The following is a 23,747-nucleotide window of genomic DNA, read 5'->3' on the forward strand; positions in this document are numbered from 1 at the left end:
TCATGCAGGGCCTTCATCATTAGTTTTTCACAACTTCACGAATCGCATTGCGATCGAAAGTTAAGTGTGAACCACCAGATTTAATAACGATTTTCGTTTCATCTACTGATTCGATTGTACCGTGTAAGCCACCAATTGTTATGATAGCATCACCTTTTGACAACTCGTTTTGCATTTGAGCAACTGCTTTTTGACGCTTTTGTTGCGGGCGAATTAATAAGAAATAGAAAATCGCAAACATCGCAACGATCATAATGATATTCATCATACCTGGATTCATCTTTTGTTCCTCCTTTTAAATTATGTATTAGAAGTTTTTAGCATTCGGTTTATTAAAGCCATACTGTTCAAAGAACTCTTCGCGGAAATCGCCAAGACGGTCTTCACGAATAGCTTGTCTCACCTGCTCCATTAAGTTTAACAGAAAATGAAGGTTGTGATAAGACGTTAAACGAATTCCGAACGTTTCATCACATTTCATTAAGTGACGAATGTACGCACGAGAGTAATTTTTACATGTGTAGCAATCACAGTTAGGATCAAGCGGGCCGAAGTCTCTAGCAAATTTCGCGTTTTTCACAACTAAGCGACCTTCACTTGTCATACATGTACCATTTCGAGCAATACGAGTTGGAAGTACACAGTCAAACATATCAACACCGCGAATTGCACCATCAATTAACGAGTCAGGAGAACCTACTCCCATTAAGTAACGCGGCTTATTATCTGGAAGAAGTGGTGTTGTAAATTCAAGTACACGGTTCATAATATCCTTCGGCTCACCAACAGATAGACCGCCTATAGCATATCCAGGGAAGTCCATTGAAACAAGATCTTTCGCACTTTGACGACGAAGCTCTTCAAACTCTCCACCCTGTACAATACCGAATAAACCTTGGTCTTGTGGACGCTCATGCGCCTTTAGGCAACGCTCTGCCCAACGGCTCGTACGTTCTACAGACTTTTTCATATATTCAAAAGTAGCTGGGAATGGTGGACACTCATCAAATGCCATCATGATATCTGAACCTAATGCATTTTGGATTTCCATCGCTTTTTCTGGAGATAAGAATAATTTATCTCCATTTAAATGATTACGGAAATGAACGCCTTCTTCTTCAATACGGCGGAAGTCACTTAAACTAAATACTTGAAAACCACCAGAATCTGTTAAAATTGCACGATCCCAGTTCATAAATTTATGCAAACCGCCTGCTTCGCGTACAATTTCATGACCTGGACGTAACCATAAGTGATACGTATTACTTAAAATAATGCCCGAATCCATTGCCTTTAATTCTTCTGGTGACATCGTTTTAACTGTTGCAAGTGTACCAACTGGCATAAATGTCGGTGTATCAAATGAACCGTGCGGCGTATGCACACGACCTAAACGCGCACCCGTTTGTTTACAAGTTTTAATAAATTCATAACGAATTGCTGTCATAATTTACTCCTTTTATTTGTTTCTCATTTTAGCGTGAGATGCAACGAACATTGCGTCACCGAAGCTAAAGAAACGATATTTTTCTTTTACTGCTTCATTATAAGCATGAAGTACATTATCTCTATTTGAAAATGCACTTACAAGCATAATTAGTGTTGATTTCGGCAAATGGAAGTTTGTAATTAAACCATCAATTGCTTTAAATTCATATCCTGGGTACATAAAAATATCTGTCCATCCAGAAGCGGCACAAAGCTCACCATCATGATCTGTCGCAATTGTTTCTAATGTACGAGTTGATGTTGTACCTACAGTAATAATACGTCCACCATTCTCTTTCACACGATTTAATAATGCCGCTGTCTCTTCAGACATATGGTAATATTCTGCGTGCATATGGTGCTCTTCAATCGTATCTGCAGAAACCGGTCTAAATGTTCCAAGTCCTACGTGAAGTGTAATAAATGCTAACTGAACGCCTTTTTGCTTTAACTTCTCAAGTAACTCTTCTGTAAAGTGAAGTCCTGCTGTCGGTGCTGCTGCTGAACCGATTTCTTTCGCATATACTGTTTGATAGCGATCGCGATCTTCCAGTGTTTCTTTAATATATGGAGGAAGTGGCATTTCCCCAAGTTCATCTAAAATTTCATAGAAGATGCCGTCATATGAAAATTCAAGCTGACGTCCACCTTGATCTGCAGTTCCTGTGCAAGTTGCTTTTAATTTCCCTTCACCAAAAGAAATTACAGTTCCTTCTTTTACACGTTTCGCTGGCTTAACAAGCGTTTCCCACTTATCGCCTTCCTCTTGTTTCAAAAGAAGCACTTCAATGTGCGCGCCTGTATCTTCTTTTACACCGTGCAAGCGAGCAGGCATAACTTTCGTTTCATTTAAAACTAAACAATCCCCCTCATGTAAGTAAGAAAGAATGTCCGTAAAATGTTTATGCTCAATATCACCAGTTTCACGGTCTAACACCATCAATCTTGATGTTTCACGCTCTTCAAGCGGGACTTGCGCAATAAGTTCTTCTGGTAAATGAAAATCAAACAGATTAATATCCATAACTGTATCCACCTATTTCTTATTTGAATCGATTTATTATATACATAATAAAAGATAATACAATACTTAACACAATACATGTAATGATCGGAAAATAAAAGGTAACGTTACCTTTTTTCAAAAAAATATCGCCTGGAAGCCTTCCAATGAACTTCCAAGCTAGACCAACAACAATGAGTAAAATACCGGCTGTAATAAGCAGCTTTGGCATCTCCGTCATGCTTTTGGCATCTCCATTCCGAAATGTTCATATGCAAGCGGAGTTACAATCCGGCCTCTTGGAGTTCGTTGTAAAAAGCCAATTTGTAATAAATACGGCTCATACACATCTTCAATCGTATGAGATTCTTCCCCAATCGTCGCCGAAACTGTTTCTAGTCCAACTGGACCACCACGGAACTTTTCAATAATACCAAGTAATAATTTATGGTCAATATGATCAAGACCTAATTTATCTACTTGCAGTAGTTCTAACGCCATTTGTGTAATTTCCATTGCAATTGTTCCGTCGCTGCGAACTTGTGCGAAATCACGTACACGTCGTAATAAACGATTCGCTATACGAGGTGTACCACGAGCACGTCTTGCAATTTCTAGTGCAGCTAATGAGTCGATTTCAACTTCAAACACTTCTGCTGTACGTTCAACAATCGCAGAAAGCTGATCCACTGTATAATACTCTAATCTTGAAAGTACACCGAAACGGTCACGGAGCGGCGCTGATAATGCTCCGGCACGTGTTGTCGCTCCAACTAATGTAAATGGAGGTAAATCTAAGCGTACAGACCGTGCTGACGGTCCTTTTCCAATTACGATATCAAGACAAAAGTCTTCCATCGCAGGATATAGTACTTCTTCAATTGATCTATGCAAACGGTGAATTTCATCAATAAACAATACATCTCCAGGTTGAAGTGCTGTTAATACCGCTGCTAAATCTCCTGGTCTTTCAATTGCGGGACCTGACGTCGTTCGAATGTTAACACCCATTTCATTGGCAATAATATTCGCAAGCGTCGTTTTACCAAGTCCAGGTGGTCCATATAAAAGTACGTGATCTAACGTTTCTTCACGCATTTTCGCCGCTTCAATAAACACTTCTAAATTATGTTTCGCTTTATCTTGGCCAATATACTGACGGAGCGTCTGTGGCCGTAATGAATACTCTAAATCCGCATCTTCGTATCCAGATTCCCCTGAAAGGAGACGTTCGTCCATTATACTCACCTCTTACCATTTAGTAAAAGACTAAGTGCCTTTTTAATATATTGATCCGTCGTTAATGATTCTTTTAATAACTCTGGTACAACACGAGAAACTTCCCGTTCTGCATAACCAAGTGCACGCAGTGCCTCCAGTGCTTCATCAAGTTCAACTGAGGAACCTTTCTTCTCATCAAAACTTTCAACATCTGAGAACAAATCAACAAACGCATCTGGTACAACATCTGCTAGTTTTCCTTTTAAATCTAAAATCATTTGGCGCGCTGTTTTCTTTCCGACGCCCGGGAACTTCACTAAAAACTTCTCATCTTCATGTTCAATCGCTTGAACGACCTGTCCTGTTTGACCAGAAGCTAAAATTGCAAGAGCGCCTTTTGGCCCAATGCCAGACACACCTAACAACTTTGTAAATAATAAACGCTCTTCACGTGTTTTAAATCCGTAAAGTGCCATAATATCTTCTCTTACATAATGATATGTATAGACACGAATTTCTTGCTTACTTCTTTGAAATACATACGGATTTGGTGTGAAAATTTGATAACCAATTCCATTATGATCAATTACGACATATTCCGGTCCTACATATTCCACGTAACCTATAACATATTCAAACAAAATACGATCTCTCCCTCTCAAATCATGTATTCCATTTTAACATATTTAACAATAGAAAAGCGAGAATGCCCCAACAAATGTTCTCTATTTGAAACTTCTGTTATTTTCCATTGACAGAAAGTATAAAGCCCCTTAATATACAGAGGTCGATAATGATTATCAATATTAATTAAAGGGGTTACATCAGGATGAAACAAAAGCTATTTATTTTATTTACTATTATGCTAGTTGTTCTTTCTATCGTTGGCTGTTCTTCTCAAAAAGAAGAATCAAAAGCAAAAGAACAACCGAAAACAAAAGTTGTAAAACATGCTAAAGGGGAAGCAACAATTCCAGTTAATCCAAAGAGAATTGTTGATTTATCTGGATCAACAGAGGAATTATTAATCCTTGGACATAAACCTGTTGGCACAGCAAACACGTATAAAGATAAAATCCAAAATCACTTAACGGACAAGCTAGACGGCGTAAAGGCAGTCGGCTGGTACTGGGCGCCTAAAGTTGACCTAGAGGCTGTTACAGCTTTAAAACCAGACTTAATTATTTTAAACAATCGTCAATTGAAAATTTATGATCAACTAGAAAAAGTTGCACCGACAGTTGTTCTAGAAACAAATCTAGAAGACTGGCGTGGTAAGTTTAAAGAAGTAGGTAAACTATTTGACGAAGAAAAGAAAGCTGACAAATGGATTGCAGACTACGATAAAAAAGCAGACTCTTTATCAAAAAAAATTAAAGAAAAAACAAAAGATGAAAACTTTATGTTCGTCGCAGTTACACCTCAAAACTTCCGTGTATACGGTAGCTTCGGATACGGTGACATCATCTTTAACGATTTAAAACTTCCAGCAACAAAAGGTACAGATTTAAAACAAACGATGGCACAAGTATCACTAGAAGGTCTTGTTGCATTCCAGCCTGACCAAATGTTTATCGTAAACTTCGGCGGTGAAGCTGATAAAGTGTACGAAGACTATAAAAACAGTGCCGTTTGGAAAGACAATAAAGCAGTAAAAAGCAATCACGTATACGAAGTATCAAATGAAGTCTTCAATACGAAAGCATTCAACCCAATCGGAAAAGATATGCTGATTGATGAAATTGCAAAAGAAATTTTAGCTAAAAATAAATAAGAAAAAGCAGCTCACCATGAGCTGCTTTTTTTCTTATTTTGTACTGCATACTGCTTCATTTTTTCGATTGTCTTCACAAAACCTTCTTTTGATTTTATGCGAATACCACGTTTCAATTTCGCACGTTCATAACTCTCAAGTTTTTTCATATCAATTTGAAAAAAGGAGTGGATCGCGTTATCACTTTTCGGTACCCCTTTGAAAATTTGTAATATCCCTTCCTCTGAAACACCAAAATAACCGCTCGTTTTCAGTAAAGGAGAAATATCATCAACTTTCTTTTGTAATACAATTTGTACATCATCACGATCAACAAGTTGCCATTCCTTATATTGCTGCAAAAACTTTTCTAAATCCGCTACTTTTTCTGTCAGTATTTCCTCACTTACTTCTCCATCAACATACATGCGCTCTAATAAAATTGTAACTTGAGGTTCTTTTTCTACTACTTCTGCCCTCACATCGGATCCATAAGCTAAGCAAAACATCATAACGAAAGCTTGCAATGCAATTAGTATCCATTTCATTTCCGTTCACCTCTTCTAGGCAAAATCATACTTTCATTTGTAGTTTTTCCGGAAATGGGGGTTTTATCCCTAATTCATAGAATGCTCACATTAAGAATTATAGAGTTCCATTATTTCTATTTACTTAGAAACGCGTTGATTATGTGAAACCTTCTTTATAGCTTTATTGGATTGCATCGTTGCTATGTAAACACCAATTAGCACAATTATCATTCCAACTATTTGTTGCCATGTAACAGTTGCTCCATATAATATAACCGATATACATGTAGCCACAATGGGTGTTAGATTTAAATACATACTAGCTTTACTTGCACCTAGCTCTTCTACCCCTTTATTAAACACGATATATCCAATTAACGTACCGCATACCACCATGTACAACATCTCTATCCATCCCTGTAAAGAAAGCGTCACAACCTTTCCCCAGCCATCTTCATACAGAGAAAGTCCTGCTAAAAAAACAGTTCCTAATACCGTCATACTCACTGTAGTTAACAAGGGTGATACACCACGCATAACTTTTTTCCCTGTTAAGCTATATAACACCCCACATATTAAAGCAGCTATAAATAAAAGATCCCCCTTATTAAATGATAAAGACATAAGTTTATGTACTGAACCACCCGTAATAACAACTATTACACCAATAAGAGATAAGATTAAACTTATTCCTATTTTTAAATTCCAAGATTCTTTAAAAAATAATATTGCTCCTAATGTCACAAAGACGGGTATTGTAGCAATGATAAGTGAGCCATTCATAGTAGAAGTATAGTGAAGTCCCATAAAGAAAAAAACATTGTAACCAAAAATACCTGTTAACGATACAAATAATAGCCCTCGCCAATTTTCAGCTAACAAACTTGTATCCCACTCAGATTTCATCAAGACTATCCCCATCAAAATAAAACCAGCTAAGCCAAAACGAATTGTCGCTGCGGTAATGGGTGGTATCTCTGTAATAATATGCTCTGCTGTTGCAAAAGAGCCACCCCAAAATAAAGGAACAAGTAACATAATTACGTACATACGATTTACATTGTTCATTCTTATTACCCCTTTTCACAAAACAAGTTTATAAGTTTAAACTTGTTTACTTATTGATCAAAAAAAATTAGTAATTTGACTCTATCGCTTGAAGTAAATCCTTCACTTGTTTTAAAAATTCTCCAGCTACTATAGAATAAAAAATTTCTTTTCCACTCCGCTCCGCTACAATTAATTCTGCTTGTTTTAAAATTTTCAAATGATGCGAAACAGCCGGTCTAGAAATCCCCATTTCATCTGTTATTTGCGTTACATTCATCTGTTTGTTTTTTAATAACAACATAATAATTTGCTGACGATTCTCATCTCCCAGTGCCTGAAATATAGGTGTTACGACCTGAAATTTCTCTAATACAACTTCTGTATTTCTACATTCAAAACTCTTCATATCCTCTTCATCCCAACTATATATAAAAATATGTAATATATTACCATTCAATAATAACTCTTTTACATGCACTTGTAAATAACTTTATTTTCTGACTTTAAAACCAACAAAAAAAGAGAAGCCTGGATTCCTCCAATCTTCTCTTTATATTCATATAAAATGAAAGACGCCTGCAAAGCAGGCGTCTTGATGCGTTTACGGCGAGAGACCAGGCGACCACATTCGCGTGTTTAGCACTTAAGCATATCTCTCGTCTTACGTAAATTAGCTCATCGCTTTGCTAATATAACATTAATAAGATAGAAGCGCAACATGTTTATAAAAATATTTTATTTCCTCTTTCATCCAAACGGACTTTGCGCAAATTATAAATTGATAAATGCAATATATATGTTACAATCAATATAACAGCGAAATCATAATAAACTGGAGATGGATATTGTGAAAAAAATAAAGGATGAACGTCTCATTCTTCAAACGTTAAAAAACATACGTATTGCCTTTCTTTTTCAATCACTTGGTATAATTGGAATTTTAGGATATATCGGATTCACTGAAGGAGTGGATCAAATTACGAAATCTCCCTTGTGGTTATTATTTATGCTTACGAGTATAGTACTTAGTTATTTACAGTTAAGTATTTCAATCGATGTAGAAGAAAGTGAAAAGGAAATAAAGTTAACTCCTTATTACAAACTTGTTTTACGCTCTCTTATTGTTGGAATTATCATAGCTATTATTTATATTATTTTCAGTCCAGAAAGACCTCTGTTTGAAGCTATTCTTACAGGTAGTATTTTCTTCATATGCTTTTTAGCGTCTTACTCCGTTAGTTATTTTATAAAAAAACGCCGTTTACAAGACGACGATGAATAAAGAGGAAGGGCTACCCCTTCCTCTTTTGTTTTGCTATCGTACTGTACCAGTCAGACCGTAACGAATATCTCGGAACATATTTGTTATGTCACGATTAAAATCGTTTGTAGCTGTGCCGTTACGTAAACGTGTACTCATTGCATCGACACGAGTAAACATGTCATTTCTTACAGAAACATATACGTTTCTATTTCCAACTTCATTTGCAACAGCTTGACGAATTTCGTTCGCCATCGCTGTTTCATTCGTCGCTGTATTACGTGGTTTTACCGCAATCGCTACATCGTTTCCATATACAACTGTAGAAACTCGGTCTACGTTATTCATACGTTTCACACGATTCGTAATTTTCTCCGCAGTTTTACCATCATTGTTAATGTATGAATTGTTCATTGTAATATTACGAGTTGGATGCGGATTAGCAATTTGCCCATTGTAATTTACATCGCGGTAATAATTGTACCCTGTATCGTTACGACCGTTTTTATATGTTACATAATCTGTATAGCGATCGTTACGCGCTACATTATCACGATACTGGTGTGTATCATTATAAGATGTACGCTCGTAATTGTAGTTACGTCCATCCATAGCATTATTGTTTTTTGGTGTACCACATGCAGCTAATGCACTGGTAACTAACAAAGAAGCAGCAATCACTTTTACTTTCGTATTCAATACAAAAACCCCCTCTGTTAGAATGAACTTCTCTTCTGAAAAGCTCCCTCTTATGATGAGTAACAAAGAGGTTTTTTACACTGTTAATATTTCACTAGGAATTTTCTAACACTTGATGAAAAAACTTTATTTTTTTAATTAACATAAATGCAAAAAAGGCGGGAATAATCCCACCTTTTTTAAACTTCCTCTTCGTCCTCTTCTTCCAAAACTGGCTCTCCAAATACATTTGGTGGATCTGGTTGATAATACATCGTTCCTGGCTGTGGTGCATATGCTGGCTGAGTTGGTTGATAATATAATGGGTTAGCATATTGCGGTCCACCTGGTTGTGGGCTATATAACCTACTTTCTCCTCCGCATCCACAATCTTCTTCACCTTGCACGAGTGGCGGCATATTATTATCCATTGGCATCATATTCGAATTTGGCATAGAAGTATATTGCGGCGCCATTTGTTGATACGGCATTTGATTGTATGGATTTTGTTGCTGATACTGCGGATATGGCGGCATCATTGGCTGTTGATACGGCATTTGATATGGCATCATATTTGGTGGTTGATTGTTATCCATTATCGGCATCATATTCGGCGGTTGATTGTTATCCATTATCGGTATCATGTTTGGCATTTGATTGTTATCCATTATCGGCATCATATTTGGCATTTGATTGTTATCCATTATCGGCATCATATTTGGCATTTGATTGTTATCCATTATCGGCATCATGTTTGGCATTTGATTGTTATCCATTATCGGCATCATATTTGGCATTTGATTGTTATCCATTATCGGCATCATGTTTGGCATTTGATTGTTATCCATTATCGGCATCATGTTTGGCATTTGATTGTTATCCATTATCGGCATCATGTTTGGCATTTGATTGTTATCCATTATCGGCATCATATTTGGCATTTGGTTGTTATCCATTATCGGCATCATGTTTGGCATTTGGTTGTTATCCATTATTGGCATCATATTTGGCATTTGGTTGTTATCCATTATTGGCATTATATTTGGTGGTTGGTCGTTATCCATTATTGGCATTATATTTGGTGGTTGGTTATTATCCATTATTGGCATTATGTTCGGCACTTGTATATTTGGCGGTATTACTTGCGGAATAGTAACATTTTCTTTTGATACGTTTGGTGAGACTATATTCCCTATGTTTTCTTTCTTCACTTGTGGTGAGACTATATTTCCTACATTTTCTTTCTTCACTTGCGGTGAGACTATGTTCCCTATATTTTCTTTTGATACGTTTGGTGAGACTATATTCCCTATGTTTTCTTTCTTCACTTGCGGTGAGACTATGTTCCCTATATTTTCTTTCTTCACTTGCGGTGAGACTATATTCCCTACATTTTCTTTCTTCACTTGCGGTGAGACTATGTTCCCTACATTTTCTTTCTTCACTTGCGGCGAGACTATATTCCCTACATTTTCTTTTTTCACTTGCGGTGAAATTATGTTTCCTACGTTTTCTTTTTTCACTTGTGGTGAGACATTTCCTATATTGTCTTTTTTCGTTTGCGGCGAAATGACGTTGTTAGGTTTCATTTTATTAATTTGAGGAGCAATTAACTCGCTTCCCTTTTTTATTACATCTGAAATTTTATATTCTTTTTTCGCTTTAATTGGCGGTTGCGGTGGCTGTGGCAATACATTAATGGAAAATTTAGTATTCTCCTTCGTAGTTGGCTTTTGCTTTTCTACTTTCTCTATAACAGGTGGTTTTTGAATAACAGACGGCTTTTCAACTGGTTTTTCTTTTTGAATCGGCTTTTCTTGTTGTACTTCTTTTTGCGGCTTCACCTGTATTTCTTTTTGTGGTTTCACTTGCATTTCTTTTTGCGGTTTTACCTGCATCTCTTTTTGCGGTTTTACCTGCATCTCTTTTTGCGGTTTTACCTGCATTTCTTTTTGCGTTTGTTGCATAGCTGGCTCTTGTGTAATCGGTGCTGATTGATACGTAATTTCCTCTTCATCTTCTATTCCAAGTGGAGTTGGTGTTGATGCAAACTCTTTTTGTTGCACCTCTTTTACATATTGTTTTGGCGGCGTAGAACCCGCTCCAGGCTGTTGTTTCACATGAACGCCGTTTGATGGTACTTTAATTTTCATACCTGGCATGATTAAATCTGGATTACTAAGCTGTGTATTTGTTTTTTTCAGCGTGTCAAAATCCACTCCGTACTTTTTCGCAATTTTCCAAAGGGTATCCCCTTTTTGCACGATATGAATTTTCAAATTTTCCCCCTCCTGTATAACTTATCTATAAGTAACAAATCTCATGAAGTAACCCTTTCTAAATAACATTAACTTCTTTTCACTTTTATCACTTCTTCTATTTTCAATATAGTTCGAAGTGGAATAAGCATAAAAACCACAATGATTTCTTCAAAACAATGTATGCCTATTTCGCTCTCGTTATGATTATATGTATGAAAAAAAGCAACGGAAATCCCGTCGCTTTAAACACGTTCTAACATACGATTTAATGCAAGAATCGCTTCTTCTGTTACTTGATTTTCTACACGGATAACGTTAATTTCTTCTCCTCTTTCTATATTCTCGAGCGCCCATAGTAAGTGAGGTAAATCAATTCGATTCATCGTTAAGCAAGGACACATAAACGGATTTAGCGACATAATTTCTTTATCTGGATGTTGCTGAATAATTCGATTTACTAAATTCATCTCTGTACCAATCGCCCACTTACTTCCCGCTGGAGCAGCTTCAATCATATCAATAATATATTTCGTTGACCCTGCATAATCGGAAGCAGCAACAACTTCATAACAACATTCAGGGTGAACAATAACATTCATATTCGGATGATTTTTTCGCACGCTTTCAATGTTTTTCACAGTAAAATTTTGATGAACAGAACAATGACCTTTCCATAAAATCACTTGAATTTCTTCTATATCTCCATCGTACTCTAATGAATCTGTATGTGGGTTCCATACTGCCATTTTATCTAACGGGATGCCTAAGTCGTACGCTGTATTTCTTCCTAAATGTTGGTCTGGTAAAAAGACGAGACGTTCTTTTTGTGTAAACGCCCAAGACACCATTTGTTTTGCATTAGAAGAGGTTACTGTTGCCCCTCCATTACGACCGCAAAATGCTTTAATTGCAGCTGTTGAATTTACATACGTTAGTGGAATCATCGTATCCCCAAATAATTTCGCGAGCTCTTTCCACGCTCTTTCTGTTTGTTCAATATCTGCCATATCCGCCATTGAACACCCTGCACGCATATCTGGTAAGATGACAACTTGATCCTCTGTCGTTAACATATCTGCTGTTTCCGCCATAAAGTGCACACCACAAAACACAATATATTTCGCCTCTTTATTACTCGCCGCAACTTGTGCAAGTTGCAACGAATCCCCTGCCGCATCTGAAAATTGTACCACTTCATCTTTTTGATAATGATGCCCTGGGATAAATAGCAATTCACCCATTTTTTCTTTAATTTCGCGAACACGCTCTTCCATTTCTAATGTAGACATCGTTTGATAACGCTCTGGTAACATTACTTCGATTGGCTGCACTTTCTCTAAAATACCCATTTATGATTCTCCCCCTCTAAACCACTCTCATCACGCCTCAATATTAAAACTAATATCAAGTGCTTTCACTGAATGTGTTAACGCCCCAAGTGAAATATAATCCACTCCTGTTTTTCCGTATTTCGATAAATCTTCAATTGTAATGCCACCTGAAGCCTCCGTAACGATGGCACTCGGTACAATTTTTGAAAACTCACGAATCTCATCTGGCGTGCGATTATCGAACATGATAATATCTGCGCCGGCCTCTACCGCTTCTCTCACTTGCGCCTCCGTCTCTGTTTCGACTTCTACTTTCACCATATGTCCCAATCTTTCTTTCACCGATGTAACAGCTTTTGTAATCGATCCAGTAAACGTAATATGATTGTCTTTAATCATGACACCATCATACAAACCGAATCTGTGGTTAAATCCACCTCCGCACACTACCGCATATTTATCAAACATACGTAGTCCCGGCATCGTTTTTCTCGTATCACAAATACGCGTATGATTGCTATCTAACGTAAGTACTGCTTTACGAGTCATCGTTGCTATCCCGCTCATACGCTGAATAATATTTAATATAACGCGCTCCGCTGTTAATAAAGATGCAATAGGCCCTTTAGCTGTTGCTATAATTTCACCTTTTTCTACTAAGTCCCCATCTTTTTTATGGAGTGTAACTTCAATTTTTTCATCAATTAGTTTAAAACCCTCTTCTATTACTAAACTCCCAGCAAAGACCCCTGTATCCTTTACAAGAAACGTTCCTTTCGCAAGTGCATTATCAGGAAAGATAAGCTGAGATGTTACATCTCTTTCTCCTATATCTTCTAGAAAAAATCTATTTAGTGCTTCCTTAACTTTTAATGTGTTCATAAAACCCCTCTTCTCCTCATTAAACAAGTTGTAGTTTTCTTCTCACTCGAATAAATTCTTTCCTTACTTTATTTCTTTCTGGATAATCACTGCGATAATGACCACCAATACTTTCTTCTCTTTGCAACGCTGATACTGTTATAAGCTCACAAACTGTTAACATATTAATAAGCGTAATTTCTTCATTTGTAAGAGCATCATATTGTAATATCATATTTCTCACACCGTACCTACTAAACCATCTCGTAGCATATGATAAATCTTTCTCTGTTCGCACAATCCCAACATACTTCATCATGTATTCTTGTATTTCTTCTTTCAACGGTAAACCATTAAGAGCTATAAAACTTTTTTCCCTCTCTTCTGATATACTTTTTCTTTCTTGTGCTGGTCTAGCTAAAATGTGTTTTCCTGTCCGCCTTCCGAACACAAGACCTTCCAATAATGAATTGCTCGCCAATCTGTTCGCACCATGAACTCCATTACACGCCACTTCACCGACCGCATATAAGTTGGAAATGGACGTCTCCCCATCACAATTCGTCTTCACGCCGCCCATATGAAAATGAGCACCCGGTACAACCGGAATAAGGTTCCCTTTTAGGTCAACGCCATTCTTTTTACATAATGATGAAACGGTCGGAAAACGCTGTTCAAAGTCTTGAATAGTTTCGATGCTTAAGTACACTTTTTCACCCGCAAGAAGTTGTTCATGAATAGCTCTTGCCACTACATCACGCGGAGCAAGATCTTTCCCGGGATGTATATCCATCATAAAACGCTGTCCCTTTTCATTGATAAGGACAGCTCCTTCCCCGCGGACTGCTTCAGAAACGAGACCACAACATCGCTCGCCCACGTATAACATTGTCGGATGAAATTGTACAAATTCTAGATCAACTAGTTCACCACCAGCTCGATATATCATCGCAAGTCCATCGCCTGTAATTGTCTCGTCATTCGACGTAAAGGCATACAAACCACCTATTCCGCCTGATGCTAACACCGTATAATCAGCATAATAACGCTTCAGCTCTCCTTCACTATTTCGTGTTAAAGCCCCTATGCATTTATTATTTTCTATCATAAAATCGAGCACCATCTCTTGCTCTACAACAGTAACGTGCGGAACTACTTCTTGAATTAAATGTTCTAATAAATTTTTACCAGTTGCATCTCCTCCCGCATGTAAAATACGACGTTTTCGATGCGCTCCTTCTTTACCAAGGTGGAGCTCTTTTTCATCCCCATCAAATTTCATCCCATTTGTAATAAGCTTATTTATTTCTTTCGGCCCCTCTTCAACTAAATACCGAACTGCTTCTTCATTGTTATAATGACAACCTGCCACTAATGTATCTTCAAAATGCCCACTCGGATCGTCATATGCAGCAACAGCCGCTGCAATTCCCCCTTGAGCTAAATGCGTATTGTTATTGCGTCCTGTTTTTTTTGTGATAATTATCACATTCTTTTCGTGACAAAGCTCTTTTGCAACACGAAGTGCCGCAACGCCACTTCCAATAATCAAGACATCTGCACTTGGCATAATTATTGCCTCCTACTTTACACTTTTCAACTGTCTTGACACCTATATTTACATAGTTTTAAAATAATGACAAGAGTTTTTTTACAATTCTTATTTTCAATATCATTCTCAAAACGAAAATAAACATCACTCTTACTGAAGAGAGGAATTCACATGATGATATATCTTGATTACGCAGCAACAACACCTATGAGCGAAGAAGCTTTAGAAACATATATACAAGCGACAAAAACATATTTCGGAAACGAACAAAGTTTACACGATATTGGCGGAAGTGCATCTTCTTTATTACAAGTTTGTAGAGAAACATTTGCAGAAATGATCGTGGGGAAGGAACAAGGTGTATTCTTCACAAGCGGTGGTTCAGAGTCTAACTATCTTGCGATTCAATCACTTCTAAATGCTAGAAATGAGAAACATATTATTACGACACCTATGGAACACGCATCGATTCGAAGTTATTTTCAATCCTTACAATCGCAAGGCTATACAATTACTGAAATTCCTGTTGATAAAAGTGGGCTAATTCATTTAGCAGATTTAGAAGCAGCTATTACGGAAGATACTGTTCTAGCAAGCGTACAGCATGGAAATTCTGAAATCGGAACCGTTCAAAACATCGCAGAAATCGGGGCACTTTTAAAAAAATATAATGTTTTATTTCATTCGGATTGTGTTCAAACATTTGGTAAACTTCCAATAGACGTTACAACGATGTCAATTGATAGTCTCTCAGTTTCAGCCCATAAAATATACGGACCAAAAGGTGTCGGCGCTTGCTATATAAATCCGCAAACGCGCTGGGAACAAGTATTTCCGGGAACTTCTCATGAAAAAGGGTTTCGCCCTGGTACAGTGAACGTTCCTGGCATCGCTGCTTTTTTAACGGCTGCAGAGCATATATTAAAAAATCAAAAGAAAGAGAGCTTCCGTTTTCAAGAGTTACGATCCTATTTTTTAAAGCAATTTCAAACACTTCCTCTAGAAATTGAAGTAGAAGGTCATTCTACTTCTTGTTTACCACATATTATTGGGGTTACAATAAAAGGAATAGAAGGTCAATATACAATGCTAGAATGTAATCGTCATGGTATTGCCATTTCCACCGGAAGTGCTTGCCAAGTCGGTAAACAAGAACCTTCAAAAACAATGGTCGCAATTGGAAAAACGTATGAAGAGGCAAAACAATATGTCCGCTTTTCTTTCGGACATCACACAACGAAAGAACAAATTGATACAACTATTCATGCACTACACACAATTGGAAATCAATTTTATAGAGGTGTTAAATCATAATGAAACAAAATGATCAAAAAAAGATTTTAGGTGAAGAAAGACGTCAGCTTATTCTTCAATGGCTTCTCGCTGCAAATGAACCATTATCAGGGAGTGAGTTATCTAAAAAAACAAATGTAAGTAGGCAAGTTATCGTACAAGATATTTCCTTACTAAAAGCACGAAATGAACCCATTATTGCGACTGCTCAAGGATATTTATATTTAAAACCACAAGCGAAGCAACAAGCTTTTGAACGCGTAATTGTATGCCAACACAAACCAGCCGAAGTACGCCAAGAACTTACAATGTTAGTGGACCACGGTGTTACGATTAAAGACGTAAAAGTTGAGCATCCTGTATACGGTGATTTAACAGCATCGATCATGGTAAGTAATCGCTTTGATGTAGAGCAATATTTACAAAAAATCGAAAACACAAACGCTTCCTACCTTTCGCAACTAACAGATGGTATTCACTTACATACAATCGAAGCAGATTCTAAAGAGAAATTAGATGCTGCTTGTGAGGCACTAGACCGTGCTGGATTTCTCGTTTATTAATTAATGTAAAGCACAGAGTTTTTCATCATTCTCTGTGCTTTTATTTTGTAAATGATATAATATTGTAATCAATTGTAAAGGAGGTCAAATATGGGAATTGAACTCGTTCACTTTAGCACCGGTAAACCGAAACAAATGAAATATGGCGAAGATAAAGAAATGATAACAGGTATATGTAAAGATCCTACAGAAGAGGCCTTTCTCTCAAAAGACGGATTCCGTGGTGATGATGTAGCAGATTTAAAACATCACGGGGGACCTGACCGCGCAGTTTGTGTGTACCCACACGAGCATTACGCACTATGGGAAGAGGAATTTCAAACTACGCTTCCAGCTTCCACATTTGGCGAAAACATTACCGTAACAAATATGTTAGAGCGTGATGTTTGCATCGGAGATACATATCAACTAGGTGAGGCAATCATTCAAGTGACACAATCGAGAGTACCTTGTAGCACAATTTCAAAACGTCTTGGCATCCCTGGCATACTGCCGCGCATTGTAGCAACTGGATTTACTGGCTACCTATGCCGCGTTCTTCAAGAAGGTACTGTACGTCAAGATTCTAAAATTACATTACTAGAGCGTCCATCAAACAATGTATCTGTTTTGTTCTCTAACGAAATTTATTTTCATAATAGGAAAGATAAAGATGGCATTGAGAAGATTCTTGCTGTACCAGAACTAGCTGATATTTGGCGTGGTCAGTTAGAGGATCGTCTTGCGAAGTTGAAATAAAGAATCCCACCTTCTGCAGGTGGGATTTTATTAATCTAGCAAAATTATTTCTGTTGATTCAATAGAATAGACAGCTTGCTCTGCCCCAAACCGATAATACGTTTGAATTAATTTCATACGTAACCGTTCTAAAAGTTTACGCGAAGGTATATTAGCCATTTGTGTTACTGCAATTACTTTTGATAAATGTAATTCCCGAAAACCATACTGAATTACAGCCTGAACAACTTCTGTTGCATAGCCAACTCCCCAGTACATCGGTAAAAATTGATAAGATACTTCAATATCTTTATTAACATCATTTGGATCGAGCGATACTACTCCCAAAAATGCTTTTGTTTCCTTCTCTTTAACAATCCAATACCAACAGTTTTCTTCCGGATGCAACATATCATTCAAAACATCTCTAATCGACTCTTCTTCACGCGGTCCACCAAGATATTTTCTCACTTCTTCATTTAAATATAGTTCTTTTATACTTTCGTAATCTAATTCATGAACTGTATTTAATAAACAACGTTTCGTTTCAAGCAAGTTTAACAGCCTCCTCGCTTTTTACAACCAATAAGAAGAATAACTTCCCAGCACAGTAACAGAAAAACCAAGCGCTTCAAGCTCCATCGTTACGCCTGGCAGTAATACGTCATCGTATGCTTTATCGACATCGATTAAGAAAAAGTAATTTCCAAGACCTGTTTTCATCGGGCGAGATTCGATTTTTGATAAGTTCAATTTTCTCCATGCGAAAGCTGATAACACTTGATATAGCGCTCCTGCATAATCTGCAGGTAACGTTATCATAAGCGTCGTTTTCTCTCCGCGATTTTCTCCGTTTTTCGGGAGTACTGCTTTCTTTTTCTTATGCAGAACAAGGAAACGCGTATGATTGTTTTTGTGCGTATGAATGTCATGCCTTACAATTGTTAATCCGTATTTTTCTGCCGCTGCTTCATTTGCAATGGCGGCGATTTTTTCTTCAGGATGTTCTTTCACATATTGCGCAGCAGCGCTTGTTGATGTCATATCGCGAACTGTTACCCCTTTTAATTCTTCATTTAAAAATTTATGGCACTGTGCAATAGCATGTGGATGAGAATGTACAGCATATACTTCTTCCCACACTTCTGCATACTGGGGATGTACGAGTAAGTGTTGCTGAATCGGTACTGTAATTTCTCCTACAATAGAAAGTGGTTGCTCATGTACGAGGTAATCAACCGTTATATTTACTGAACCTTCAATCGCATTTTCTAACGGTACAACTGCAAAGTCTACATTTTCATTTGCAGCTGCATCTATACAATCTGGAATCGTTCGGTACGGCACATGCTCTGCTTCCGGAAAAAAACGACTCACCGCCATATTTGTAAATGTTGCCTCTGGTCCTAAATATCCTACTCGAATCATCGTCTTTTCCCCTCTTTTTCGTTTTCTTACTGTTATACCATAATTTTTTATATTCTTCTATGTAAATTTCGAATATTAAAAAAAGACTAGCATTTGCTAGTCTAAATGTTTCTTATATTCTCTTTGAGCGAAGAAGAAATAAATGATACATGCTGCGATATAAAACAGAATGAACAAACCTACTTTTCTTAATGATCCATCCATAAAGAACGTATTATGAAACGTATATAACGCAACTGCACTATGCATACTTCCTACTATAATTGGCGCAAAAAATAGCATACACAATTGCCAACGAGAAATTTTCCACACTTCTTCCTTCGTCATTCCAAGTTTGGAGAGCGCACCATACTGCTTTCGATCCGATGCAATATTATGAAACCATTTAAAATATACGATACTACATGAAGTGAGAAAGAATAATATACTAATGAATGAACCTAAAAATAGAGTAATATCGCCGCCTTCTTTCATATTCACATATAACTCCATATTACTTCGAAATGCATCATTATTATCTTGTTTCATATGTTTCCGTAAATCTTCATTTAATTTCTTCGTATTTTCAATATTTGGTAATGTGTAGCCTCTATATATCATTTTTTCAGAATCCGGAATTGTATTTGCTATACTGTCAAAATCCGCATCATTCATGACGAAGAACAGACCATTAATGTGCGCAGGGTGATAGTTAAATTTCACCCCTTCTTTCTGACCATTAAATACGAATGGATACGTTTGATTCATTACTTGTAATTGAATCTCTTTTTGATTATATACATTCGGATAATTACTTTTATTATAATAAACAAGTGTAACGGTTCCTGTTTTAGGATGATACGTTTTCTGCTTTTGTTTTCTTGCCTCTTGATTGTATTCACTTTCCTTTATAAGCGGCGCTACTTCTGTTTCTCCCTTATTGGATTGAAAGGATGCATACACTCCAACAAAACTCATAAATTGAAAATCATCATACCCATATTGATGTAGTAATTTTCCAACCGCCCCCTCCTCAAAAACTTCATGGGAAGAAGCACCTTTTTCTATGTACGAAAATGAGTGTACTCCTCCATCCCGCCACATATCTTGCATACTAGAAAAATATAAGAACACTGTACCTGTTGCTGTAACTACAAACGTCGTTGCCATAGACAGCATGAAGAAAAAGCGACCATTTTCCTTCATTCGATGTGATAATTGATTCACTATAAACAAATACGGATATGTATACATAATCTTTTTATTTCGTTTTATCATTTCTAATATTTGAGCAGTGCCGTGTGTAAAAGAAAAATACGTTCCGAAAAAGACAAGTATAGCCACAGGAAAAAAATAGAATGCTATCGTTGACATCGTCGTTTGTAACGCTAACGCATATCCTATCCCTAAACAAATAAAGCCGAATATACAAAGCCACATTGATGTTTTCTTCTCTTTTTTATCTGCTCGAAATTCTTTCAATAACCGAATGATTTTTATATTCCATATTCGTAAAGCACTTATAAAAGATAATAGAATAAAAACGACCATATATATAACAAACGTTACACCAATCGCCCTCACGTCAAATATGACAGGGAGTTCTTTCGGAAGACGAAGTAACATACTAAACACCATGAAGAAGAGCTTTAAAAAGATCATGCCAAGCCCAATACCGAAAAAATTAGCAAACATTCCAATTAATATTTGCTCGGTCATAATCACTCCTATTACGTTAGATTTCGTTGCTCCCATTAACATATATAACCCTAGTTCTTTCTTACGCGCTTCTATGAAAATAGAAGTAGAGTACAAAATAAATATGATAAAAAAAGAAATAATTATAATGTTACATATGATAAGACCCCAGCGTACATTTTGATACCACATCGTCTCTTGCATATACGGATGTACAATGATAGACATATATGCAAAAGACGCAAATATTGCAAAACAACTACTTAAGAAAAACACTTTATAATTACGCCAATTCCCCTTTATATTTTGCAGCGCTAGTTGCCGAATGTTCATCTATCGTCCCCCTGTAACTTACTACATAGGCAAAAAGCTAGAGGTTTCCCTAGCTTTTTACGTGTTTTAAATATCCTCTTTGCGCGATCATAAAGTAAATGGCAGAAGCTACAATGTATGCGCCAATTACGATCGCACCTGATTTCCATAAATCAATATAAAGCATTTTCCCTAACGTATGAAGAGCAAATCCACTATGAATTGTACCGATTAAGATTGGGATAAAGAAGATAACGCCCATTTGTCGAATTGCAATTTTATGAATTTCTTTGTCTGTCATACCGATTCTCTTTAACGATTTAAACTGAATACGGTCTTGTTCTTTATCGTTAAACCATTTAAAGTATGTCATGCTACAAGCGAAGAAGAAGAACAGTACTGCTACGAAGAAACCGATGAACATTGTAATTGCTCCTGATTCTCTTATATCTTTATAAGCAAACACTGAATTTTTCAGTTCTCCTTGCTTTTCTGGCGCAATTTCCTTTTTCAAATCTAACACAAGGTCTTCAGTACTCTTCCAATCTTCAATATAATAACCGTAATATTTCGTCTTTTCTTCATCTGGTACGAGCTTTGCATATTTCTCAAAATCTTGATCATTCACAATAAGATATTCATCATCATTAAAAACAGAATATGAAGTTGGTTCATTTAACTGAACAGACTGTTTTTGCCCATTAATTGTAATTTCATATGGCTTCGCACGATCTATCTTCACTAGATCATTTGTCATATCACTCATGATCATCGTCGCACTACCTGGTGCATTATGAACTTCTCTAACTTCTTCCCTTTTTTGTTTACGCACTTCCGCATTATATTCTTTCTCTGCAATAATCGCTGTTGGCACTTCATGTTCACTGTTAAAAAACGTTATTTTCTGTGTTGCAGGTAGTTTTACGTAGGTTATTTTTCGTGCATCTTCAAATCCATTCTTTTTTAATAATACCTGTACTTTTTCCTCGTTAATAATGGTATGCGTATTTATACCCTTTTCCTCATATGAAATAGCATGTGGCGTAAGATCTATCGTTTTCGCACTCATATTTTCAAAATATACATAAAGCGTACCAACTGCTGAAGAAACAACAGCTGTAATGATAGAAATAACAAATAGAAAACGAGCATTATCTTTCATTTTATAAATAAGATTGCTAAGGACGAACATGTTTGGATATGTATAAAATGATTGTTTTCTTTTTTGCAATGCTTTTAAAACGACTGTACTACCTTGTGTAAATAGTAAATACGTTCCTCCAATTGTCAGTCCGACGATTGGTAAGAAATACATTATAAAATTCATAATTGTTACTTGGAAACAAAGGACATACGCTGCAATAATACATCCTATTCCTGCTACACATAACCATGTAAATGCAAACGGCTCTACTTTTTGTTTTCTAGCTTCCCTTAATAAATCAATAATTTGCAAACGTCCTACTGTCCAAACACTAAACAATGATAGGATTAAAAAGAGGATAAAGTATATGCCAGCTGTAATAAGAACTGCTTTTCCATTCCACACAAGCGGCAATGTTTTATCAACTTTTAGTAAGACACTGAGTGCTTGGAAAAATAGTTTTGAACAAAGCATTCCAATCCCGATACCTACTACAATTGCAGTACTACCTAACATAAGTTGTTCTAATATAATCATTCTGCCAAGTTGAGACTTTGTTCCGCCTATTAATGTTAATAAACCGAATTCTTTTTTTCTTGCTCGTAAAAACGTTGAATTTGCATATAAAATAAAGAGTGCTGAGAAGATGACTACGATGTAATTCATTGATTCTAACCCTTTTGTAATCATCGTCTTCATACTAATATTACCGCTTACGACATCTGGATGATAAATGAAGGAAGCATACATGAAAAATACGACAATCGATAAACAACTACTAATAAGGAATGCTTTATAATTACGCCAATTTCCTTTTACGTTATTAAGCGCGAGCTGGCGAAAGTTCATGATATTCTCCTCCTAGCATCGCAAGTACGTCTAAAATTTCTTGGAAAAAGGCTTGCTTCGTTCTTCCTTTGTGTATTTCTGAGAAGATCTCTCCATCACGTATGAAGAGGATGCGTTCACAATAGCTAGCCGCTACTGGATCATGCGTAACCATTGCAATCGTTACTTTCTTTTGCTCATGCAAATCTTGAAGTGCTCCCATTAATGATTTCGCTGACTTAGAATCTAAGTTTCCCGTTGGCTCATCCGCTAAAATTAACGTCGGTTCATGAATGATTGCTCTCGCAGCTGCTGCACGTTGTTGTTGTCCGCCTGATACTTCATATACTTTTTTATTTAAAATTTCTTCGATGTTTAAAAACTTCGCAATTTCCAGTACTTTTGTATCGATTTCATTTACAGATTTCTTCGCCATTACAAGCGGTAAAATAATATTTTCTTTAATCGATAACGTATCAAGTAAGTTAAAATCTTGGAAAATGAATCCTAAATGTGTACGGCGAAACTCTGCTAATTTTGCTGCACGCATTTGATTAATTTCTTCACCATTTACAAGCACATGACCTGAAGTTTGCTTATCAATTGTTGCTAATAAATTTAAAAGCGTTGTTTTTCCGCTTCCTGAAGGACCCATAATCCCTACAAATTCGCCTTCTTCAATTTTAAAATTTATATCATTTAAAGCAGTCGTCGCTACTGAACCTTTCGATTGATACACCTTTGTTAAGCCTTTTACTTCAAGAACACTCATTTCTAATCCCCCTATGTGTTTTCT

23 protein-coding genes and 1 pseudogene are annotated in these 23,747 nt (G+C 36.6%); 5 read left to right on the forward strand and 19 right to left on the reverse strand.

What is annotated here, in order from left to right; translation table 11 throughout:
- Positions 1–19 precede the first annotated feature (19 nt).
- The 6 genes from yajC to ruvA are packed head-to-tail and all read right to left on the reverse strand — an operon-like array spanning position 20 to position 4,353.
- Positions 20–280: a preprotein translocase subunit YajC gene (gene yajC, locus ACP6L7_RS18930; RefSeq protein WP_097830583.1), complete on the reverse strand. Its 261-nt coding sequence runs from the start codon at positions 278–280 to the stop codon at positions 20–22.
- 27 nt (positions 281–307) lie between these two features.
- Complete coding sequence (gene tgt / locus ACP6L7_RS18935) at positions 308–1,447, reverse strand: tRNA guanosine(34) transglycosylase Tgt (protein WP_000125371.1); 1,140 nt, start codon at positions 1,445–1,447, stop codon at positions 308–310.
- 12 nt (positions 1,448–1,459) lie between these two features.
- Positions 1,460–2,512, reverse strand: coding sequence for a tRNA preQ1(34) S-adenosylmethionine ribosyltransferase-isomerase QueA (gene queA, locus ACP6L7_RS18940; RefSeq protein WP_097830582.1), 1,053 nt, complete (start codon positions 2,510–2,512; stop codon positions 1,460–1,462).
- A 19-nt stretch (positions 2,513–2,531) separates the two neighbouring features.
- Positions 2,532–2,732, reverse strand: coding sequence for a DUF2905 domain-containing protein (locus tag ACP6L7_RS18945; protein WP_000138159.1), 201 nt, complete (start codon positions 2,730–2,732; stop codon positions 2,532–2,534).
- On the reverse strand, positions 2,729–3,730 hold the full coding sequence (gene ruvB / locus ACP6L7_RS18950) for a Holliday junction branch migration DNA helicase RuvB (protein ID WP_000344469.1): 1,002 nt from the start codon (positions 3,728–3,730) through the stop codon (positions 2,729–2,731). The genes ACP6L7_RS18945 and ruvB overlap by 4 nt, the downstream gene beginning before the upstream one ends.
- 5 nt (positions 3,731–3,735) lie before the next feature.
- Positions 3,736–4,353: a Holliday junction DNA helicase RuvA gene (gene ruvA, locus ACP6L7_RS18955; protein ID WP_430529354.1), complete on the reverse strand. Its 618-nt coding sequence runs from the start codon at positions 4,351–4,353 to the stop codon at positions 3,736–3,738.
- A gap of 188 nt (positions 4,354–4,541) precedes the next feature.
- Between ruvA and ACP6L7_RS18960 the strand changes: the two genes are divergently transcribed.
- Positions 4,542–5,486 carry an iron-hydroxamate ABC transporter substrate-binding protein gene (locus ACP6L7_RS18960; protein WP_071747451.1) on the forward strand — a complete coding sequence of 315 codons (945 nt, stop codon included), beginning with the start codon at positions 4,542–4,544 and terminating at the stop codon, positions 5,484–5,486.
- A gap of 11 nt (positions 5,487–5,497) precedes the next feature.
- On the opposite strand, the gene ACP6L7_RS18965 is transcribed toward ACP6L7_RS18960, so the two are convergent.
- The 3 genes from ACP6L7_RS18965 to ACP6L7_RS18975 all read right to left on the reverse strand — a co-directional run bounded on the left by ACP6L7_RS18965 (position 5,498) and on the right by ACP6L7_RS18975 (position 7,451).
- Complete coding sequence (locus tag ACP6L7_RS18965; RefSeq protein WP_097830581.1) at positions 5,498–6,013, reverse strand: BofC C-terminal domain-containing protein; 516 nt, start codon at positions 6,011–6,013, stop codon at positions 5,498–5,500.
- A 120-nt stretch (positions 6,014–6,133) separates the two neighbouring features.
- Complete coding sequence (locus ACP6L7_RS18970; RefSeq protein WP_097830580.1) at positions 6,134–7,063, reverse strand: DMT family transporter; 930 nt, start codon at positions 7,061–7,063, stop codon at positions 6,134–6,136.
- A gap of 67 nt (positions 7,064–7,130) precedes the next feature.
- A complete protein-coding gene (locus ACP6L7_RS18975; protein ID WP_097831044.1) occupies positions 7,131–7,451 on the reverse strand; it encodes an ArsR/SmtB family transcription factor in 321 nt (106 codons plus the stop codon).
- Positions 7,452–7,892: 441 nt separating this feature from the next.
- Here ACP6L7_RS18975 and ACP6L7_RS18980 point away from each other — a divergent pair, with 441 nt between their 5' ends.
- Positions 7,893–8,327: a branched-chain amino acid ABC transporter substrate-binding protein gene (locus ACP6L7_RS18980; protein WP_141533497.1), complete on the forward strand. Its 435-nt coding sequence runs from the start codon at positions 7,893–7,895 to the stop codon at positions 8,325–8,327.
- A gap of 33 nt (positions 8,328–8,360) precedes the next feature.
- On the opposite strand, the gene ACP6L7_RS18985 is transcribed toward ACP6L7_RS18980, so the two are convergent.
- From ACP6L7_RS18985 to nadB, 5 genes and pseudogenes are all read right to left on the reverse strand, one after another.
- Positions 8,361–9,005 carry a YhcN/YlaJ family sporulation lipoprotein gene (locus tag ACP6L7_RS18985; RefSeq protein WP_097830578.1) on the reverse strand — a complete coding sequence of 215 codons (645 nt, stop codon included), beginning with the start codon at positions 9,003–9,005 and terminating at the stop codon, positions 8,361–8,363.
- 2,065 nt (positions 9,006–11,070) lie between these two features.
- A pseudogene (gene safA / locus ACP6L7_RS18990) lies at positions 11,071–11,263 on the reverse strand (SafA/ExsA family spore coat assembly protein); the annotation flags it as partial.
- A gap of 224 nt (positions 11,264–11,487) precedes the next feature.
- Positions 11,488–12,594 carry a quinolinate synthase NadA gene (gene nadA, locus ACP6L7_RS18995; protein ID WP_097830576.1) on the reverse strand — a complete coding sequence of 369 codons (1,107 nt, stop codon included), beginning with the start codon at positions 12,592–12,594 and terminating at the stop codon, positions 11,488–11,490.
- Positions 12,595–12,624: 30 nt separating this feature from the next.
- A complete protein-coding gene (nadC, locus tag ACP6L7_RS19000) occupies positions 12,625–13,458 on the reverse strand; it encodes a carboxylating nicotinate-nucleotide diphosphorylase (protein WP_097830575.1) in 834 nt (277 codons plus the stop codon).
- Between the two features lie 19 nt (positions 13,459–13,477).
- On the reverse strand, positions 13,478–15,007 hold the full coding sequence (nadB, locus tag ACP6L7_RS19005) for an L-aspartate oxidase (protein WP_097830574.1): 1,530 nt from the start codon (positions 15,005–15,007) through the stop codon (positions 13,478–13,480).
- A gap of 153 nt (positions 15,008–15,160) precedes the next feature.
- On the opposite strand from nadB, the gene ACP6L7_RS19010 reads away from it, so the two are divergent.
- The 3 genes from ACP6L7_RS19010 to ACP6L7_RS19020 all read left to right on the forward strand — a co-directional run bounded on the left by ACP6L7_RS19010 (position 15,161) and on the right by ACP6L7_RS19020 (position 17,583).
- A complete protein-coding gene (locus ACP6L7_RS19010) occupies positions 15,161–16,303 on the forward strand; it encodes an IscS subfamily cysteine desulfurase (protein WP_097830573.1) in 1,143 nt (380 codons plus the stop codon).
- Positions 16,303–16,845 (forward strand): transcription repressor NadR, encoded by a 543-nt coding sequence (locus ACP6L7_RS19015; RefSeq protein WP_071745750.1) that lies wholly within the window; start codon positions 16,303–16,305, stop codon positions 16,843–16,845. Before ACP6L7_RS19010 ends, ACP6L7_RS19015 begins: the two co-directional genes overlap by 1 nt.
- A gap of 90 nt (positions 16,846–16,935) precedes the next feature.
- On the forward strand, positions 16,936–17,583 hold the full coding sequence (locus ACP6L7_RS19020; RefSeq protein WP_097830572.1) for an MOSC domain-containing protein: 648 nt from the start codon (positions 16,936–16,938) through the stop codon (positions 17,581–17,583).
- Positions 17,584–17,613: 30 nt separating this feature from the next.
- Here the strand turns inward: ACP6L7_RS19020 and ACP6L7_RS19025 are convergent, their stop codons facing one another.
- From ACP6L7_RS19025 to ACP6L7_RS19045, 5 genes are all read right to left on the reverse strand, one after another.
- Positions 17,614–18,117, reverse strand: coding sequence for a GNAT family N-acetyltransferase (locus tag ACP6L7_RS19025; RefSeq protein WP_071771729.1), 504 nt, complete (start codon positions 18,115–18,117; stop codon positions 17,614–17,616).
- Positions 18,118–18,138: 21 nt separating this feature from the next.
- On the reverse strand, positions 18,139–18,990 hold the full coding sequence (pheA, locus tag ACP6L7_RS19030) for a prephenate dehydratase (protein WP_097830571.1): 852 nt from the start codon (positions 18,988–18,990) through the stop codon (positions 18,139–18,141).
- A gap of 96 nt (positions 18,991–19,086) precedes the next feature.
- A complete protein-coding gene (locus tag ACP6L7_RS19035) occupies positions 19,087–21,000 on the reverse strand; it encodes an ABC transporter permease (RefSeq protein WP_097830570.1) in 1,914 nt (637 codons plus the stop codon).
- 49 nt (positions 21,001–21,049) lie between these two features.
- Positions 21,050–22,972: an ABC transporter permease gene (locus tag ACP6L7_RS19040; RefSeq protein ID WP_097830569.1), complete on the reverse strand. Its 1,923-nt coding sequence runs from the start codon at positions 22,970–22,972 to the stop codon at positions 21,050–21,052.
- Positions 22,947–23,723, reverse strand: a complete 777-nt coding sequence (locus ACP6L7_RS19045) for an ABC transporter ATP-binding protein (protein WP_088230692.1) — start codon at positions 23,721–23,723, stop codon at positions 22,947–22,949. The genes ACP6L7_RS19040 and ACP6L7_RS19045 overlap by 26 nt, the downstream gene beginning before the upstream one ends.
- Positions 23,724–23,747: the final 24 nt, after the last annotated feature.

Origin of the sequence: Bacillus silvicola, from assembly GCF_050524305.1 — a bacterium.
GTDB lineage: Bacteria > Bacillota > Bacilli > Bacillales > Bacillaceae_G > Bacillus_A > Bacillus_A cereus_AT.